Below are 16199 nucleotides of genomic sequence, written 5' to 3'. Positions count from 1 at the left end.
GGGTAGACATGTTGTCCCCATGCCATAGAAGGAGCTTTCGATGCCGAAGCAGTCCGCCCACAATCGGAACCTTGCAGCCTCCGACGTCGTCGGCGGCTCCCCTGCCGCCGGAAACGCACCCCGCCGCCGCTCCTGGAACGGCACCGATCTCGCCCTCATCGGCGTCTTCGCCGCCCTGACCGCCGCATCGATCGCAGTTCCCCCGATCCCGGCTGGCAATATCCTCGGTGTGCCCATAACGCTCCAGACCATGGTGGTTGCCTTGGCCGGACTGGTTCTCGGCGGCGCCCGAGCGTTCGCCGCGGTGGGACTGTATGTGCTCCTTGGCCTGGTCGGCCTGCCCATTTTCGCCGGCTACCAGGGCGGCCTGGGCGTGCTGGCGATGGGTTCGGCCGGCTACCTGCTTTCCTTCCCCTTCGCGGCGGCTCTCATCGGGGTGCTGGCGCGGCCGGCGCTCCGGCGGGCCCGCAAACTGACGACGCTGACCACGCTGTGGCTGTTCGCGGCGGCCACCGCAGGCACCGTTCTGACGCATCTGTGCGGCATCGCCGGCATGATGCTCAACGGCCAGCTGGCCTTCGGTGCTGCGCTGGTTGCCGACCTGCCGTTCGTCCCCGGGGACCTGGTCAAGAACGCCGCGGCTGCTGCAATCGCCGTCGGCATCCACAAAGCCTTCCCTGATCTGCTTCGCCGGCCCCGCTGAAATGATCAAATTCCGCGACGTCCTGGTCCGTCCTGACTTCGCCGAAGACGCAGCACCGATCCTGTCCGTGCCGCATTTGGCGCTCGGGGAGCAGCGCATCAGCATCATCGGCGCCAACGGCTCCGGTAAATCCACCCTGCTTAAACTGATCAACGGCCTGGTCCTCCCCGACGTCGGTACCGTGGATGTTGACGGCCGTGATACGGCCAAGCACGGAGCCGCGGTACGGCGGAAGGTCGCGTTCGTCTTCACCGACCCTCTGTCCCAGCTGGTCATGCCCACGCCGCTCGAAGACGTCGAGCTGTCGTTGCGGCGGATCCACCGCAACCGTACCGACCGCCGGAACGCGGCAATGGAAATCCTAACCGGTTTCGGCCTCGCCGCCCTGGCCGACCAGAGCATCTACCAGCTCTCCGGCGGGGAGCGTCAGCTCGCTGCCCTGGCCAGCGTGCTGGCAGTGGATCCGGATGTGCTGGTGCTGGACGAACCCTCCACCCTGCTTGATTTGAAGAACACGCTGCTGCTGCGGGACCGGCTGGCCTCGCTGCCGCAGCAGGTCATTCTGGCCACCCATGACCTGGAACTGGCCCGGGACAGTGAACGCACGCTCGTCGTGGACTCAGGCGAAGTGGTTTACGACGGCGATCCGCCCGCCGGCGCGGACTTTTACCGCAGGCTTTGCGCCGGCATCCGGGAGTCGACGCCGTGAGAGGCCGGGCCCACCTGATCAGCGCCTACGTACCCGGGCGGAGCTGGCTGCACCGGGCGCCACTGCTGCTGAAGTTCCTGCTGCTTGCCGCAGCCGGCATCACGGTTCTGGCCCTGCCCGGCGCCCTCCCCCGCACGGCGGTTCTGGCCGTCGTCGTTGTCCTTCATGTAGCCGCGGGCCTTCCGCTCCGGAAGCTCGTGACTCCGCTGCGCGCCATGTGGCTTTTCCTGCTGGTAGTGGTCGCCTACCGCTGGTGGGTCGACTCTCCGGCAGGGGCACTGGCGGTGGTGGCGGCCCTGCTGACCTGTATCTATGCGGCCAATCTGCTGACCTCCACCACCGAGACGCAGCGGCTGCTTGACGGGCTGGTTGCGGCCGTGGCTCCCCTGCGGCGGTTCGGCGCCGATCCCGAGCGTTTCGCCTTGACTATCTCCTTGATGCTGCGCAGCATCCCGTACCTGCTCGGGTCCCTGCACGATGTCCGGGATGCGGCCAAGGCCCGCGGGCTTGGCTCGTCCCCGCGCGCCATCGTGCAGCCCGTCATCATCGGCGCGGTGGCTTATGCCCGGCAGACCGGGGACGCCTTGGCCGCACGCGGACTCGGGGAAAAGGAGCAATAGCGCCTCCACCGGCGGCCGGCGGCGCTATTCTAAGCCCATGAGTTTCAACCAGGGCTCCCGGCTGGACACGTCCCAGGTCCAGGACCGGCGCGGTGGCATGGGCAGCAAGATCGCCATCGGCGGCGGCGGATTGGTGGTGCTCATCGCCTCGCTGCTGGGGGTTCCACCGGAGCTGCTGCAGGGGCTCGGACTTGGCTCCGGAACCTCAGTGCAGCAGGAGGCCACGGGGCCGGACAGCATCTCGGCCCAGTGCGAGACCGGCCAGGACGCCAACACGCGCCGCGACTGCCGGGTAGTGGGCACGGTCAATAGTCTCAACCGGTTCTGGGGCGAGGAACTCCCCCGCTTCAACATGACGTACCCGCGGCCGTCCGTGGTGCTTTTTGACGGCCAGGTCAGTACCGGCTGCGGCACGGCTTCCAGCGCCGTCGGACCGTTTTACTGCCCGGTCGATACCACTGCGTATTTCGACACCGGCTTCTTCGACCAGCTGACCGACCAGCTGGGTGCCGCCGAGGGCCCGCTGGCCGAAGAATATGTGGTGGCGCACGAGTTCGGACACCACATCCAGAACCTGACCGGCGCCATCAATTACTCGCAGCAGGATCCCCAAGGAGTTGCTTCCGGCGCCGTCAGGGTCGAGCTGCAGGCAGACTGCTATGCGGGTGTCTGGGCCGGCAACGCCACCGAGCAGATCGACGAGACGACCGGCCGCCCGTTCATGCAGCCCATCGGCCGGGACGACCTGCGGGACGCGCTGTCGGCGGCAGCCGCCGTCGGCGATGACCGGATCCAGCAGGCCAGTACCGGCCAGGTCAATCCCCACACCTTTACGCACGGTTCGAGCGAGCAGCGGCAGGCGTGGTTTGTCCAGGGCTACGGGACCGGCGATCCGGCACAGTGCGATACCTTCAGCGCCACCGATCTGGACAACCCCTCGTAGCAGCTTCAGCCGGCCGACGGCCTGTCCGGCTGGATCTTCGTACTGGCGGCAACGCCGTCCACATCGGTATCGGTGCCGGAACCGTCGTCGGGACCAAAACCAGGGAGGTAGCCGTCGGGCTCCCGTCCCATCCGGGCGTCCAGGAGCAGAAAGAGGAACCCGGCTCCCAGCCAGATCAGCAGCAGCAAAAGGCCGTTAACAACGACGGCGGCAAGCGGGTTGGCCCCGGCGTCGAGCGGAGGGTAGGGGTACCAGCCGGTGGCGGCGCCGCGGACGAGACTACCGATGAGCCAAATGGCGGGATACAGCAATGACCAGACTATGGTCTGCAGGCTGATCCGTGGGCGGGGCCCGAAGATGAGCCAGCCGGTCACCGCCAGCACCGGGACGGCATAGTTCAACATCCGATCGGCCATTACCGCCGTGCTGCTGAGCGCGGTGAAGTCCGGCAGTCCCCGGAACGCCGTGAACTGGAACAGGAAAACGAGCAGGACGGCTATTAGCGAGACCGCACGCACGGCCCGCCAGACCGGACCCGCCTCGCGGGCAGAGTCCATCAACAGGCTCAGGGAGACCATGAAGATCAGCACACTTGCCTGGACACTGAAGTAGCCCAGATAGTTCCACCACAGGTGCGCCGGTTCAAGGTCATAGGCTGGCGATTCGAGCATGGCGATTATCTGAAGCACCAAGCCGAGGACGGCGGCCAGCGCCACCACCCCGTGGTACATGCGTGCCACGAAAACTTCGTCGTAGCGTCCGCTGGCGGACCTGGTCACGGCGACTTCACCCATAACCTTGATGCTAGCGCCGAAGCTTCGCCGGCGGGGGTTTAACCGACCAGAGGCCGGGTCCCGTTTCCGGTCCCCGGCCCTCTGTCGGGGCGCACTTCTGCAGGGAAGTCCGCCCATCAGCAATGAGGCTGATTAGATATTGAAGCCGAGCGCCCGCATCTGGTCGCGGCCGTCGTCGGTAATCTTTTCCGGACCCCACGGCGGCATCCATACCCAGTTCAGCCGCCAGTCATCGACAACGCCGTCCAGCGCCTGGGCAGTCTGCTCCTCGATGACATCCGTCAGCGGGCAGGCAGCCGTGGTCAGGGTCATGTCGATCAGCAGCGCGCCGTCCTCGGCGTACTTCAGTCCGTAGAGCAGGCCCAGGTCGACGATATTGACGCCGAGTTCCGGGTCAATGACGTCCTTCAGGGCCTCTTCAACATCCTCGAGAGAGGTCTGCGAAATGTTGGCTTCGGTCATGATCAGGCCTTTGCTGCAGTCGGCAGGAAACGGTCGTAGCCTTCTTCTTCCAGACGGTCGGCCAGCTCGGGGCCGCCCTCTTCAGCGATGCGTCCGTCGACGAACACGTGGACGAAGTCAGGCTTGATGTAGCGCAGGATGCGCGTGTAGTGGGTGATGAGCAGGGTGCCCATCGCTCCGGTTTCGTGGACACGGTTGTGGCCTTCGGAGACAACCTTCAGCGCGTCGACATCCAGGCCCGAGTCGGTCTCGTCCATGATGGCGAACTTCGGCTTGAAGAGTTCGAGCTGCAGGATCTCCACGCGCTTCTTCTCGCCGCCGGAGAAGCCTTCATTGACGTTGCGCTGGGCGAAGTCCGCATCGATGCGCAGCTGGCTCATGGCTTCCTTGACGTCCTTGGTCCAGGTGCGCAGCTTCGGAGCTTCGCCATCCAGGGCAGTCTTGGCCGTGCGCAGGAAGTTGGTCATGGTCACGCCGGGCACCTCGACCGGGTACTGCATGGCCAGGAAGAGGCCGGCGCGGGCACGCTCGTCCACGCTCATCTCCAGCACGTCTTCGCCGTCCAGGGTGATGGAACCGGAGTCCACGGTGTAGCGCGGGTGGCCGGCGATGGTGGAGGCCAGCGTGGACTTGCCCGACCCGTTGGGGCCCATGATGGCGTGGATCTCGCCGGTCTTGATCGTCAGGGACACGCCCTTGAGGATTTCCTTCTTGCCCTGCTCAGTCTCAATGCTGACGTGCAGGTCCTTGATTTCCAGAGTAGACATCTGTCTGCTTTCTCCTCTGCGGCCGTTCTGCCCGGCCGCGGTATGAAGTTCGTAAAGTTTTTAGTGCAAATCCGGAGCGGGAGCTCCGTTGGTGACCGTGGTGACGTCGACGTACACATCGTCGCCGTCCAGCTCCAGCGCGAAGACCGGCACCGGCTCGAAGGCCGGCAGGCTCAGCGGTTGGCCGCTGCGCAGGTCGAACTGCGAGCCGTGGCCCCAGCATTCGATGGTGCCGTCTTCGACATCGCCCTCGGACAGGGAATAGTCCTCGTGCGAGCAGGTGTCACCCAGCGCATGGAGGCCGCCCTCGGAGTCCCGGACGATGGCGACCGGATAGTCGTCTACCAGGATGCGCAGCGCCGCCTTCACCTCAATGTCGGAGGCCCTGCACACCAGCTTGCCGCGTGGAGCTTCGGACATCAGAAGTTCCCTGCCGCCAGTTCCCGCTCAACAGCCTCGGTCAGGCGCTCTTCGAGTGCCGGAACCTTGATCTGCTGGATGATTTCGTTCAGGAAGCCTCGTACCACCAGGCGGCGGGCGGTCTTCTCGTCGATGCCGCGGGCCATCAGGTAGAACAGGTGCTCGTCGTCGAAACGGCCGGTGGTGCTGGCATGGCCGGCGCCATCGATCAGGCCCGTCTCGATCTCGAGGTTCGGCACGGAGTCCGCCCGGGCGCCGTCGCTGAGGACCAGGTTGCGGTTGGCCTCGTAGCTGTCGGTTCCTTCGGCTTCCTTGCGGATCAGGACATCGCCCACCCACACGGTGTGCGCGTTCTCGCCCTGCAGGGCACCCTTGTACAGCACGCGCGACTTGCAGTTCGGCACTGCGTGGTCGACGAACAGGCGCTGTTCCAGGTGCTGGCCGGCGTCGGCGAAGTACAGGCCGAACATCTCGACGTCGGAACCGGTCTGCTTCAGCCGTGCGGACGGCGTGACCCGGATCAGGTCGCCGCCAAGGCTGACCACGACGTGCTTGAACTTCGCGTCACGGCCGACCTTGGCCTGCTGCGAGGAAGCGTGTACAGCGTCGTCGTCCCATTCCTGGACGGAAACCACGGTCAGTTCCGCGCCGTCCTGCACGTCGATCTCCACGTTCTGGGAGAGGGTGGCGCTGCCCTTGTGGTCCAGCACGACAACAGCCCTGGAGAATTTCTCCGCGACGATCACGATGTGCTGCGCGGACGGGTCCTTGCTGCTGCCGGTCACCGAGATGCCTACGGCGGTCTCGATGCTGGCCTCGGCCGGGATGGTCACCACGGTGGCTTCGCTGAAGGCTTCCCAGGCCGCCGCGGAAACGCGGTCCTCCGGGATGCCGGCGCTGCCGATGCGCGCGTCGTCGCGGCCCACGGTTTCCACCGTGATGCCGGCCGGACGCTCGGCGCCTTCGGGACCGGTGACGGCAACGGAGGGCGCGGCGCCGGTCAGCGCCTGGGTGTGCAATCCACGCAGCCGCTTGAGCGGGGTGAAGCGCCAGTCTTCTTCGCGTCCGGTCAGGACAGGAAAATCCTCGACCTTGTACGAAGTCAGCCGGCCGGCGCGGGAGCTGTCCGGAACGCCTACACCGCCGCCGTGGCTGTGGCTCTTGGCGCTGGCGCCTGCCAGTGGGGAGTTGTCCGGGTTCGCCGGCGAGAGGTTTTCGCCCTCTTCGGTGAAGCCGTCAATGGCCGGAGCACCGATCCTTGCTTTTTCAGTGATCTCAGTCATTAACCTACGGATCCTTCCATTTGCAGTTCGATCAAGCGGTTCAGCTCAAGCGCGTATTCCATCGGCAGTTCGCGGGCGATCGGCTCGATGAAGCCGCGCACGATCATGGCCATGGCTTCGTCTTCGGCCAGGCCGCGCGACATCAGGTAGAACAGCTGCTCTTCGCTGACGCGGGACACGGTTGCCTCGTGGCCCATGGTCACGTCGTCCTCACGGACGTCGATGTACGGGTACGTATCCGAGCGCGAGATGGTGTCCACCAGCAGCGCGTCGCAGACGACGCTGTTCTTCGAGTTCTTGGCACCTTCGCGGACCTGGACCAGGCCGCGGTAAGCCGAGCGGCCGCCGCCGCGGGCCACGGACTTGGCCACGATCGCGCTGGAGGTGTTCGGCGCGAGGTGGACCATCTTGGAACCGGTGTCCTGGTGCTGGCCCTCGCCGGCGAAGGCGATGGACAGAGTCTCGCCCTTGGCGTGTTCGCCGACCATGTAGACGGCCGGGTACTTCATAGTGACCTTGGAGCCGATGTTGCCGTCGATCCATTCCATCGTGGCGCCCTCGTGTGCAATGGCACGCTTGGTGACCAGGTTGTACACGTTGTTGGACCAGTTCTGGATGGTCGTGTAGCGGACGCGTGCGCCCTTCTTCACGATGATTTCGACGACGGCGGAGTGCAGCGAGTCCGACGTGTAGATCGGGGCGGTGCAGCCTTCAATGTAGTGGACGTAGGAGTCCTCGTCGGCGATGATCAGCGTGCGCTCGAACTGGCCCATGTTTTCCGTGTTGATACGGAAGTAGGCCTGCAGCGGGATTTCGACGTGGACGCCTTTGGGGACGTAGACGAAAGATCCGCCGGACCAGACTGCGGTGTTCAGCGACGCGAATTTGTTGTCGCCCACCGGGATGACGGAGCCGAAGTACTCTTCGAAAATCTCCGGGTGTTCCTTCAGACCGGTGTCAGTGTCCAGGAAGATGACGCCCTGGGCTTCCAGGTCCTCGCGGAGCTGGTGGTAGACAACCTCGGACTCGTACTGGGCGGCGACGCCGGAGACCAGGCGCTCACGCTCGGCCTCGGGAATGCCGAGCTTTTCGTACGTGTTGCGGATGTCCTCGGGAAGGTCTTCCCAGGTCTTGGCCTGCTTTTCGGTGGACCGGACAAAGTACTTGATGTTGTCGAAGTCGATGCCGGAAAGATCCGCGCCCCAGGTCGGCATGGGCTTGCGGTCGAAGTACTTCAGGCCCTTCAGTCGCAGATCGAGCATCCACTGCGGCTCGCTCTTCTTGGACGAGATGTCGCGGACAACCTCTTCATTCAGTCCGCGACGTGCGTTGGCGCCGGCGTCGTTCTTATCTGCCCAGCCATATTCATAGTTGCCGATGCCGTGCAGCTCGGGGTTCTTCTCAAGAATTTCGGAAATGGTGGTGTCCGGCACGTCGGTGCTACCGACGGCATCCTGGACTCGCTGATCCACTTGGTCCGTCATCACGGCCTCTCTTGCAGATTGATGGATACTCTTCTGGTGCCTGCCGTCGGTCCGGAATCCCGGACCGCAGACTTTGTTCGGCCCACTGGTATATGGGTCGTACAAACATGTCCCCCGCTGGCCAGCGTGGACAGACGCCTGACGTCTACCCCCAGCAGGCGGGAGAAAACTTCGGTTTCACTGTCGCAAAAGACAGGGAAATCAGCAGCCAACTGCTGGACGGGGCAGTGCCCCTGGCACAGCTGGACCGCCAGCATGGTGCTGTGTGCGGCCTTGGCTCCCACCACAGTGGTGGACCCGACAAAGCCGTCCTCGTTCAGGGCCTTCGCCAAGGCCTCGGCCCGCGCCTCTACGGACTCCCCGGCGGCTTCGACCACGGGGCGGTACCGCCGCTCCATGTCTTCGTAACGCTGGCGCGCAAACTCCGCTATGGCGTCGGGGCCGGCAATGCTGCCCAGCGTGCTGAGGGCTCCGCGTGCTATGTCAAGATAGTCATTGCCCAGTTTTGACTGGCCCTGCCGGCTGAGGACGTATTTGCGGGCCGGCCGCCCGGCGCCGGTGGCGGAATTGGCCACCATTTTGACCTCGATGAGGCCGCCGCGGGACAGGGCATCGAGGTGGCGGCGGACCGCAGCCGGCGTGAAGCCGAGGCGATCGCCGAGCTCGGCGGCACTAACGGGACCGTGTTCCAGGACTGCGCTCAGCACCCGGTCCCGGGTACGCTCCTCGGATTCCGCGGCCTGGGCGCGCGAAACAGCAGAGTTGTTCATGGAATACACAACACAATCATGACTTATTATCTTCCCGCCCTCCAGTAAGGCTGGCCTTAGCCTCCAAGCCGGAGCGCAAAGCGGCTGGAGGCACCGCCCGCGGCCATCTCTACATCACGTAGAATGATCTGGTGCCTAACACCGAACCGTGCCTCGATATCCAGGGGCTCGTTAAAGATCTTGGGCCGGTATCAGCTCTCGACGGCAAGATGGTCAGGGTTATCGACGGCGTGCATCTGCGCGCCTTTCCCGGCCAGGTAACGGCCCTGCTCGGCGCCAACGGAGCCGGCAAGACCACTACCCTTGAATGCGCCCAGGGCCTGTCCCGGCCGAACGGCGGAACCGTGCGCCTGCTCGGGCAGGACCCCCAAGAAGCTGGCGCCCAACTACGGAGCCGTGTGGGGGTAATGCTCCAGGAGGGCGGCCTGCCCCAGGCCATCCGCCCTATCCCGCTGCTCAGGCACGTCGCGGGCATGTACCGCAGCCCCCGCGATGTGGATGCGCTGGTCAAGCGCCTGGGCATCGACAATTTCGGGAACACACCCGTGCGGCGGCTCTCGGGTGGCCAGAAACAGCGCGTTGCCCTCGCCGCGGCACTGGTCGGAGACCCCGAGGTCCTCTTCCTCGACGAGCCCAGCGCCGGACTGGATCCGCAGTCCCGGGCGGTCGTTTTCGATCTCATCCAGGAACTGCGAACAGAGGGCCTGGGCATCATCCTCACAACCCACCTGATGGACGATGCCCAGCGGCTCGCGGACTACGTTTTCATTATCGACGCCGGCAAGACAGTTGCGCACGGCACCGTCGCCGAACTGACGAAGGCAACCGACGAAAGCAGCGGCGTCGAACGGCTGCTGACCTTCGACTCCCGCCCCGGACTGGATCTCACCGGCCTGGCAAGCCTGTCCGTCCATGAGACGGTACCCGGCCGGTACACCGTAGCGGGGAATCTGATCCCGGCCGATCTTGCCGCGCTGGCAAGGTTCTGGGAAGAACAGGACATCATGCCTACTGCCATCCACATGGCTCCGCGATCACTCGAGGACGTGTTTCTGGACATTTCCGGGAAGGGGCTGCGGTGAACGCGCCTGCCTCCCTGGCCCGCAGGGTCCTCCTGCAGGGCCGTTACGAAACCATGACGATGCTGCGCAACGGCGAACAGTTGCTGATCGCCGTCATCCTGCCGCTCATGGCCCTGATCGGCCTGACGATCACGCCGTTGCTGGACGAGTTCACCGATAGCCGGGTCGATATGGCCGCTCCGGGTGTGCTGGCCCTGTGCGCTGTATCGACCGGGCTGACCGGCCAAGGCATCGCGACCGGTTTCGACCGGCGGTACGGGGTGCTGCGGTTCCTCTCCACTACACCGCTGGGGCAAAGCGGACTGATCCTGGGCAAGGTCATAGCCGTCCTGTCTGTGCTCGCCATCCAGGTGGTCGTCATCGGCACGGCCGCCCTGCTGCTTGGCTGGAGCCCGGAACCGGGCGGGATCCTGCCCGCGGCCGTACAGCTCATTCTAGGTGCCGGGGCCTTCACCTCGCTGGGACTTCTGATCGCCGGCACGGCCCGGCCGGAAGCAACGTTGGCCATCACGAACCTGCTCTGGGTCCTGTTGGCCGCTGCCGGCGGACTCCTGTTTCCCGCGGCAAGCTGGCCCGATGTCTACGAACCCGCCGCCCAGCTGCTGCCCTCGAGTGCTTTGGGAGATGCCTTGCGCGGTGCCCTGATGGACGCCGAGTTCAACCTCACAGCATCGATTGTCCTGCTGGCCTGGACGGTGCTCGCCGGCCTAGCCGCTATCCGCTGGTTTAAATGGAGCTGACCTAAGTGACTATTGAGCAACTGACGCGCCGACTGCCGGGCTCGCCCAACAAGACCGTCCGCGGTCTGGCCGTCGCCTCGCTCGCCTCCGAAATCCTCATCATCGTGACCGGAGGCGCGGTCCGGCTGACCTCCTCCGGCCTGGGCTGCCCCACCTGGCCCAAATGCACGCCGGAATCCCTGGTCGCCACGCCCGAGATGGGCATCAACGGCGCCATCGAATTCGGCAACCGGCTGCTGACCTTCCTGCTGGCGGCCATCGCCTTCGCCATGCTGGCCTCCGTTTGGAAAATGGCGCAGCGTCGCAAAGACCTGTTTTACCTTTCCGTCGCACTGCTGGCCGGTATCCCGGCCCAGGCCATCATCGGCGGCATCACGGTCTGGACGCAGCTCAATCCTTGGGTGGTCGGGTGCCACTTCGTCGTGTCCATCACGATGGTCGCCGCAGCCACAGTCCTCGTCCATCGGGCGTGGCTGGACAATGACCAGGCGGGCACGGTCCAGCAACAGCGCTCGACGGCGACCATACGCCAGCTGCTTTGGGCCAGCGCGGTCCTGACCTTGGTAGCAATCGTGCTGGGAGTCATCGTGACCGGCTCCGGCCCGCATGCAGGCGACGCCGAGGCGCCACGGAACAACCTGGACCCTGACCTGATGACCCGCGTCCATGTGGCACCTGTCTACCTGCTGGTTGCCACCGCCGTCGTACTTCTGGTCATGGTGCACCGGCACGCGCAGCTGGCCGAACTGCGCCGGCCGATGGTGCTTTTCGCCGTCGTTATTCTGCTGCAGGGTGCCATTGGTTACGTCCAGCACTTCACCGGGCTGCCCATCGTGCTAGTAGGCCTGCACATGCTTGGCGCCGCGCTGCTCGCCGCCGCCTGTACACATGTTGTGTACGTGGGCGTCACCCGGCAGCCGCTCTCCGCGCAAGGCGCGCACTCAGCCGGTCAGAAGCAGGTTCACAGCAGCTAGACGGAGGCGGGGTCCGGCAGGGCGTCCAGCAGCCGGGCCAGCTCACGCTGGCTGCTGCCGGGCAGCGGGAGCAAAGGCCGCCGCGGATCGCCGGCGTCCACCCCCGCGGCGCGAGCCAGAGCGTAGAGGTTGCTCAGTTTCCGCAGACTGTTAAAGTAGTTCAGCAGCGGCGCCAGGACCTGCCGGGCCTCGTCCAGTTGTTCCGTATCCGCGTTGACCACCGCATCGCGCAGGAGGCGGTAGTGATGCGGCAGCACCGAGGCCGGCCCGCTGTGCCAGGCATCCGCAGCTGCACCGGCTTCGCCGATGAGGACATCACCGCTCATCCCGTGGCTGAAGCCCTCCGGAACCATCCGCCGCAGTTGTTCATCCCGGTGCAGGAAGGTATCGGCATCGGCGGCGGATTCCTTCACTGCCACGATATTGCGCACCCGGGCCAGCTCGGCGATGAGTTCCAGGCTGAACGAGAACTGCGTTGTCACGGGGTTGCTGTAGAGACAGATGGGCAAGGCGGTGGACGCTGCCGCTGCCAGGGATTGGGTGTGCACCTCATCCTCATTGAGCGGCACGTAGGACACCGTGGAAACCAGGAGCCCGTCCACACCGGCTGCCTGCGCGTCCTCGATGTTCAGCAACAGCTCACGCGTTCCCACGGCGCTGACCCCGCCAATCACCGCAAGGTCAGGATTTGCTATCTTAATTGCTTTGACACCGACCTCCAGGACCTGCCGCCGTTCAGCACGGTCCAGGTAGGCGAAGCTGCCGGAGCTGCCCAGGATGGCGATTGAATCAACCCCGGAGACAGCCAGCTCCGCCAGGTGGCGTTCGAGTTCGTCGAAGTTGATCTCTCCGTCCGGCCGGAACGGAGTGATGGGATACGCAATGAGGCCGCGGAAGACTGTCATTGGGCCATCCTAGAACACCGATGGCCCAATCGAGCGGGCTAGAGCGCGGCGAAGACCGGGCCGCCCACAAACGGATCCACGGCGAGGGCCAGGAACAGTACCGTCAGGTAGCTGATGGAGCCGTGGAAGACCCGCATGGCGGACTTGTTGGTGGTCTCCACCGTCTCGGTTCCGCGCTTGGCCAGGCTGTAAAGCCGGTGGGATTCGTAGACAAACCAACCGCCACCGAGCAGCGCGGCGATGGTGTATACCCAACCGGCGCCGCCCACCGGGGCAAGCAGCAGCGAGCAGGCCAGTGTGGCCCAGGCGTAGAGAACTACCTGGACGGACACCTGGCGTGCGCTAGCAATGGCGCCGAGCATCGGGACGTTGGCAGCGTTGTAGTCGTCGCTGTACTTCATCGACAGCGGCCAGTAGTGCGGCGGAGTCCAGAGGAAGATCACCATGAACAGGATCACGGCAGGCCAGGCAACGGTATTGGTCACCGCGGCCCAAGCGATTAGTACCGGGAAGCAGCCGGCCGCGCCGCCCCAGACAATGTTCTGCGCAGTGCGGCGCTTGAGGATCAGCGTGTAGATGACCACGTAGAAGAAGATGGCGCCGACCCCGAGCATGCCTGCCAGCGGATTGGCCCCGAACCACAGCAGTACCACTGCCACGATGCCAAGAATCCAGGAGAATACCAGCGCCTCACGCGGAGTCACCTCGCCGGTCACCAGCGGCCGGTTCTCGGTCCGCTGCATGAGCTTGTCCATGTCCCGGTCGATATAGCAGTTGAATGATCCGGCCGATCCGGCTGCCAGGGCTCCGCCGATCATGGTGGCCGCCATCAGCCAGATATCCGGAAAGCCGCCTTGCGCGAAGATCATCGTGGGCAGCGTCGTGACGAGCAGCAGCTCCATGACACGAGGCTTGGTGAGCGATACATAGGCCTTGGCCTTGCGTCCGAAACCGGTCTTTACGGGTGCGTCAGCTACCTGTTCCGGAGCGCTCTGGATCTTCAAGGAAAAAACCACTCAGTTCTGCTGGAGATGATCTGGGTATCAGCGTAGCCAGCGCGGCCACGGCACGCGGCGCCGCCCATCCGGGCAGGCAAGGGCCAAAGTGCATCTTCATTATACGCTCTATCGCTTGTAGAAATCTCCCGGCATCCAGAACGGCCGCTGGACCGGATGCTCGCGGGCCATGCTGTGTGTCCGACTGTTACTCATCCCACCCATGCACCTCCTCTGTACGCGACCCGCTGAGACGCTAAGGTGGGACTTGATGGCCATGCGGACTGTGGCGGGCGCCATACCGGGCAAACCCCGGTGAAGCGCACGACGTCCGGTGTAATGGCCACGTAGCAGTCTCATGACTGGAACTGCATGGGACCTTCATCCGGGTTCCTGCTGGCCGAACGATTAGAGAGGGGCCCGCAACGGTGCCACATACGGAAGAACTGTCCTGGACAGACCTGGACCAGCGCGCGGTAGATACCGTACGCGTACTGGCGGCAGACGCCGTGGAAAAGGTCGGCAACGGCCACCCCGGTACCGCAATGAGTCTGGCCCCTGCCGCATATCTGATCTTCCAGAAGATGATGCGCCACGATCCGGCCGATCCGGCCTGGGTTGGCCGCGACCGCTTCATCCTCTCCCCCGGGCACACGTCGCTGACGCTCTACATCCAGCTTTTCCTCTCCGGCTACGGCCTGGAAATCGAGGACCTGCGCCGGCTCCGAACCTGGGACTCGCTGACTCCGGGACACCCCGAGTACGGCCATACTGCCGGCGTCGAAATCACCACCGGTCCGCTGGGCCAGGGCCTGGCGTCCGCGGTGGGCTTCGCGTACGCGCAGCGCCGCACCCGCGGTCTTTACGACGCAGACGCTGCCGCCGGCGAAAGCCCGTTCGACCACACCATCTGGGTCATCGCCTCCGATGGCGACCTACAGGAAGGTGTGACGTCAGAAGCTTCTTCGCTGGCGGGGCACCAGGAACTGGGCAACCTGGTGGTGCTCTACGACGAGAACCACATCTCCATCGAGGACGACACGGACATTTCGTTCACGGAAGACGTGCTCAAGCGCTACGAGGCCTATGGCTGGCACACCCAGCGTGTGGACTGGACGAAGACGGGCGATTACAAAGAAGACATCGAGGAGCTGTACAACGCCCTCAAGACCGCGAAGGCCGAAACCACCAAGCCTTCCATCATTTCGCTGCGGACCATCATCGGCTGGCCGGCGCCGAAGAAGCAGAACACCGGCAAGATCCACGGCTCGGCCCTCGGCGCTGAAGAAGTTGCCGCGGTGAAGGAAGTCCTCGGCTTCGACCCGGAGCAGCGCTTCGAGATCGCTTCCGAGGTGCTGGACCACGCGCGGCAGGTTGCTGCCCGCGGCAAGGAAGCCCGCGCCGAATGGGAGAAGAGCTACCAGGACTGGCGCCAGGGGAACGCTGACGCTGCCGCCCTGCTGGACCGGGTCCAGAAGTACGAACTTCCGCAGGGCTGGGAAGAAGCCCTGCCGGAGTTCGAGGCGGGCAAGGACGTCTCCACCCGGGCCGCCTCGGGCAAGGTGCTCAACGCCATCGGTCCGGTGCTGCCGGAACTGTGGGGAGGCTCGGCCGACCTGGCGGAGTCAAACAACACCACCATCGAGGGCTCCCCGTCATTTGTGCCGACCGGCAAGCAGACCGATGCCTGGTCCGGCAATCCGTATGGCCGGGTCCTGCACTTCGGAATCCGCGAACACGCGGCGGCGGCCATCGTCAACGGCATCGTGCTCAGTTCCAAGACGCGCGCCTTCTCCGGAACCTTCCTGATCTTCAGCGACTACCAGCGTCCGGCTATCCGGCTTGGCGCGCTGATGGGTGTGCCCTCGATCTATGTCTGGACCCACGACTCGATCGGTCTGGGCGAGGATGGCCCCACGCACCAGCCGGTGGAGCAGTTGGCGAGCCTTCGCGCGATCCCGGGTCTCGACGTCGTCCGCCCTGCTGACGCCAACGAGGTAGCGCAGGCCTGGAAGACGATTCTGGAAAACCATGAGCACCCGGCCGGCATCGTGCTGACCCGCCAGAACCTGCCGGTCTTCGACCGTGGCGAGGGCGGATTCGCTACTGCCGACAATGTTGCCAAGGGCGCCTACGTCCTGGCTGAAGCCCAGGCCGAAGGATCCGACGTGCAGCCGCAGGTCATCCTGCTGGCTACCGGTTCCGAGGTCCAGCTGGCGGTCGAGGCGCGCGAGGCGCTGCAGGCCGACGGCGTTGCCACTCGGGTAGTCTCCGTTCCCTGTGTGGAATGGTTCGACAAGCAGGACCAGGCATACCGGGATTCCGTGCTGCCTGCCGAGGTCAAGGCACGCGTTTCCGTCGAGGCGGGAATCGCCCAGAGCTGGCACCGCCTGGTGGGCGACGCCGGACGTTCGGTCAGCCTTGAACACTACGGCGCTTCTGCCGACTACAAGACGCTGTTCCGCGAATTCGGTATCACGGCCGAGGCTGTTGTGGCCGCTGCCCGTGAGTCGCTCGCCCAAGCCACTGCCTCTTAAGGAGATCCCCC

Annotated in this window: 17 protein-coding genes; 8 read left to right on the top strand and 9 right to left on the bottom strand. The window is 64.9% G+C overall.

Annotated elements, in window-relative coordinates; translation table 11 throughout:
* Nucleotides 1-40: 40 nt before the first annotated feature.
* The 4 genes from AC3A4M_RS09980 to ypfJ are packed head-to-tail and all read left to right on the top strand — an operon-like array spanning nucleotide 41 to nucleotide 2975.
* Nucleotides 41-703, top strand: coding sequence for a biotin transporter BioY (locus tag AC3A4M_RS09980; RefSeq protein WP_498731985.1), 663 nt, complete (start codon nucleotides 41-43; stop codon nucleotides 701-703).
* A gap of 1 nt (nucleotide 704) precedes the next feature.
* Entirely contained in the window at nucleotides 705-1412 is a 708-nt protein-coding gene (locus AC3A4M_RS09975; protein ID WP_498735625.1) for an energy-coupling factor ABC transporter ATP-binding protein, read from the top strand.
* The gene (locus AC3A4M_RS09970; protein WP_498735624.1) at nucleotides 1409-2032 is read left to right on the top strand and encodes a CbiQ family ECF transporter T component; all 624 of its coding nucleotides are present in this window, start codon (nucleotides 1409-1411) and stop codon (nucleotides 2030-2032) included. Before AC3A4M_RS09975 ends, AC3A4M_RS09970 begins: the two co-directional genes overlap by 4 nt.
* 37 nt (nucleotides 2033-2069) lie before the next feature.
* Entirely contained in the window at nucleotides 2070-2975 is a 906-nt protein-coding gene (gene ypfJ / locus AC3A4M_RS09965) for a KPN_02809 family neutral zinc metallopeptidase (protein WP_498735623.1), read from the top strand.
* Nucleotides 2976-2980: 5 nt separating this feature from the next.
* Here ypfJ and AC3A4M_RS09960 read toward each other — a convergent pair whose 3' ends face one another.
* The 7 genes from AC3A4M_RS09960 to AC3A4M_RS09930 form a co-directional block, all read right to left on the bottom strand.
* On the bottom strand, nucleotides 2981-3769 hold the full coding sequence (locus AC3A4M_RS09960; RefSeq protein WP_498735622.1) for a Pr6Pr family membrane protein: 789 nt from the start codon (nucleotides 3767-3769) through the stop codon (nucleotides 2981-2983).
* 132 nt (nucleotides 3770-3901) lie between these two features.
* Nucleotides 3902-4231, bottom strand: coding sequence for a metal-sulfur cluster assembly factor (locus AC3A4M_RS09955; RefSeq protein ID WP_074702443.1), 330 nt, complete (start codon nucleotides 4229-4231; stop codon nucleotides 3902-3904).
* 2 nt (nucleotides 4232-4233) lie between these two features.
* Nucleotides 4234-4998 carry a Fe-S cluster assembly ATPase SufC gene (gene sufC / locus AC3A4M_RS09950; protein WP_139003598.1) on the bottom strand — a complete coding sequence of 255 codons (765 nt, stop codon included), beginning with the start codon at nucleotides 4996-4998 and terminating at the stop codon, nucleotides 4234-4236.
* A 60-nt stretch (nucleotides 4999-5058) separates the two neighbouring features.
* Complete coding sequence (locus tag AC3A4M_RS09945; protein ID WP_498735621.1) at nucleotides 5059-5418, bottom strand: non-heme iron oxygenase ferredoxin subunit; 360 nt, start codon at nucleotides 5416-5418, stop codon at nucleotides 5059-5061.
* Nucleotides 5418-6701 carry a Fe-S cluster assembly protein SufD gene (gene sufD / locus AC3A4M_RS09940; RefSeq protein WP_498735620.1) on the bottom strand — a complete coding sequence of 428 codons (1284 nt, stop codon included), beginning with the start codon at nucleotides 6699-6701 and terminating at the stop codon, nucleotides 5418-5420. Before sufD ends, AC3A4M_RS09945 begins: the two co-directional genes overlap by 1 nt.
* Nucleotides 6701-8185 carry a Fe-S cluster assembly protein SufB gene (sufB, locus tag AC3A4M_RS09935; RefSeq protein WP_498732008.1) on the bottom strand — a complete coding sequence of 495 codons (1485 nt, stop codon included), beginning with the start codon at nucleotides 8183-8185 and terminating at the stop codon, nucleotides 6701-6703. The genes sufD and sufB overlap by 1 nt, the downstream gene beginning before the upstream one ends.
* Nucleotides 8185-8955, bottom strand: coding sequence for a helix-turn-helix transcriptional regulator (locus AC3A4M_RS09930; protein WP_498735619.1), 771 nt, complete (start codon nucleotides 8953-8955; stop codon nucleotides 8185-8187). The genes sufB and AC3A4M_RS09930 overlap by 1 nt, the downstream gene beginning before the upstream one ends.
* 131 nt (nucleotides 8956-9086) lie before the next feature.
* On the opposite strand from AC3A4M_RS09930, the gene AC3A4M_RS09925 reads away from it, so the two are divergent.
* The 3 genes from AC3A4M_RS09925 to AC3A4M_RS09915 are packed head-to-tail and all read left to right on the top strand — an operon-like array spanning nucleotide 9087 to nucleotide 11751.
* Complete coding sequence (locus AC3A4M_RS09925; RefSeq protein WP_498735618.1) at nucleotides 9087-10037, top strand: ABC transporter ATP-binding protein; 951 nt, start codon at nucleotides 9087-9089, stop codon at nucleotides 10035-10037.
* Entirely contained in the window at nucleotides 10034-10777 is a 744-nt protein-coding gene (locus tag AC3A4M_RS09920) for an ABC transporter permease (protein WP_498735617.1), read from the top strand. The genes AC3A4M_RS09925 and AC3A4M_RS09920 overlap by 4 nt, the downstream gene beginning before the upstream one ends.
* A gap of 5 nt (nucleotides 10778-10782) precedes the next feature.
* Nucleotides 10783-11751, top strand: a complete 969-nt coding sequence (locus AC3A4M_RS09915; protein WP_498735616.1) for a COX15/CtaA family protein — start codon at nucleotides 10783-10785, stop codon at nucleotides 11749-11751.
* On the opposite strand, the gene AC3A4M_RS09910 is transcribed toward AC3A4M_RS09915, so the two are convergent.
* Both AC3A4M_RS09910 and AC3A4M_RS09905 read right to left on the bottom strand, forming a co-directional pair.
* Nucleotides 11748-12656 carry a dihydrodipicolinate synthase family protein gene (locus AC3A4M_RS09910; RefSeq protein ID WP_498735615.1) on the bottom strand — a complete coding sequence of 303 codons (909 nt, stop codon included), beginning with the start codon at nucleotides 12654-12656 and terminating at the stop codon, nucleotides 11748-11750. The genes AC3A4M_RS09915 and AC3A4M_RS09910 overlap by 4 nt on opposite strands.
* A gap of 38 nt (nucleotides 12657-12694) precedes the next feature.
* Nucleotides 12695-13660, bottom strand: a complete 966-nt coding sequence (locus tag AC3A4M_RS09905) for a heme o synthase (protein ID WP_498731974.1) — start codon at nucleotides 13658-13660, stop codon at nucleotides 12695-12697.
* Nucleotides 13661-14079: 419 nt separating this feature from the next.
* Here AC3A4M_RS09905 and tkt point away from each other — a divergent pair, with 419 nt between their 5' ends.
* Nucleotides 14080-16188 (top strand): transketolase, encoded by a 2109-nt coding sequence (gene tkt, locus AC3A4M_RS09900; RefSeq protein WP_498735614.1) that lies wholly within the window; start codon nucleotides 14080-14082, stop codon nucleotides 16186-16188.
* Nucleotides 16189-16199 lie beyond the last annotated feature (11 nt).

The sequence above is a fragment of the Arthrobacter sp. Soil_C_60 genome (assembly GCF_057656375.1).
This window is presented reverse-complemented; position numbering and strand designations above follow the sequence as displayed.

Bases quoted from the DNA above. Each gene is read 5' to 3' on its own strand.
- AC3A4M_RS09980 (WP_498731985.1), top strand. From the start codon at position 41: ATGCCGAAGCAGTCCGCCCACAATCGGAACCTTGCAGCCTCCGACGTC.
- AC3A4M_RS09975 (WP_498735625.1), top strand. From the start codon at position 705: ATGATCAAATTCCGCGACGTCCTGGTCCGTCCTGACTTCGCCGAAGAC.
- ypfJ (WP_498735623.1), top strand. From the start codon at position 2,070: ATGAGTTTCAACCAGGGCTCCCGGCTGGACACGTCCCAGGTCCAGGAC.
- AC3A4M_RS09960 (WP_498735622.1), bottom strand. From the start codon at position 3,769: ATGGGTGAAGTCGCCGTGACCAGGTCCGCCAGCGGACGCTACGACGAA.
- AC3A4M_RS09955 (WP_074702443.1), bottom strand. From the start codon at position 4,231: ATGACCGAAGCCAACATTTCGCAGACCTCTCTCGAGGATGTTGAAGAG.
- sufC (WP_139003598.1), bottom strand. From the start codon at position 4,998: ATGTCTACTCTGGAAATCAAGGACCTGCACGTCAGCATTGAGACTGAG.
- AC3A4M_RS09945 (WP_498735621.1), bottom strand. From the start codon at position 5,418: ATGTCCGAAGCTCCACGCGGCAAGCTGGTGTGCAGGGCCTCCGACATT.
- sufD (WP_498735620.1), bottom strand. From the start codon at position 6,701: ATGACTGAGATCACTGAAAAAGCAAGGATCGGTGCTCCGGCCATTGAC.
- sufB (WP_498732008.1), bottom strand. From the start codon at position 8,185: ATGACGGACCAAGTGGATCAGCGAGTCCAGGATGCCGTCGGTAGCACC.
- AC3A4M_RS09930 (WP_498735619.1), bottom strand. From the start codon at position 8,955: ATGAACAACTCTGCTGTTTCGCGCGCCCAGGCCGCGGAATCCGAGGAG.
- AC3A4M_RS09910 (WP_498735615.1), bottom strand. From the start codon at position 12,656: ATGACAGTCTTCCGCGGCCTCATTGCGTATCCCATCACTCCGTTCCGG.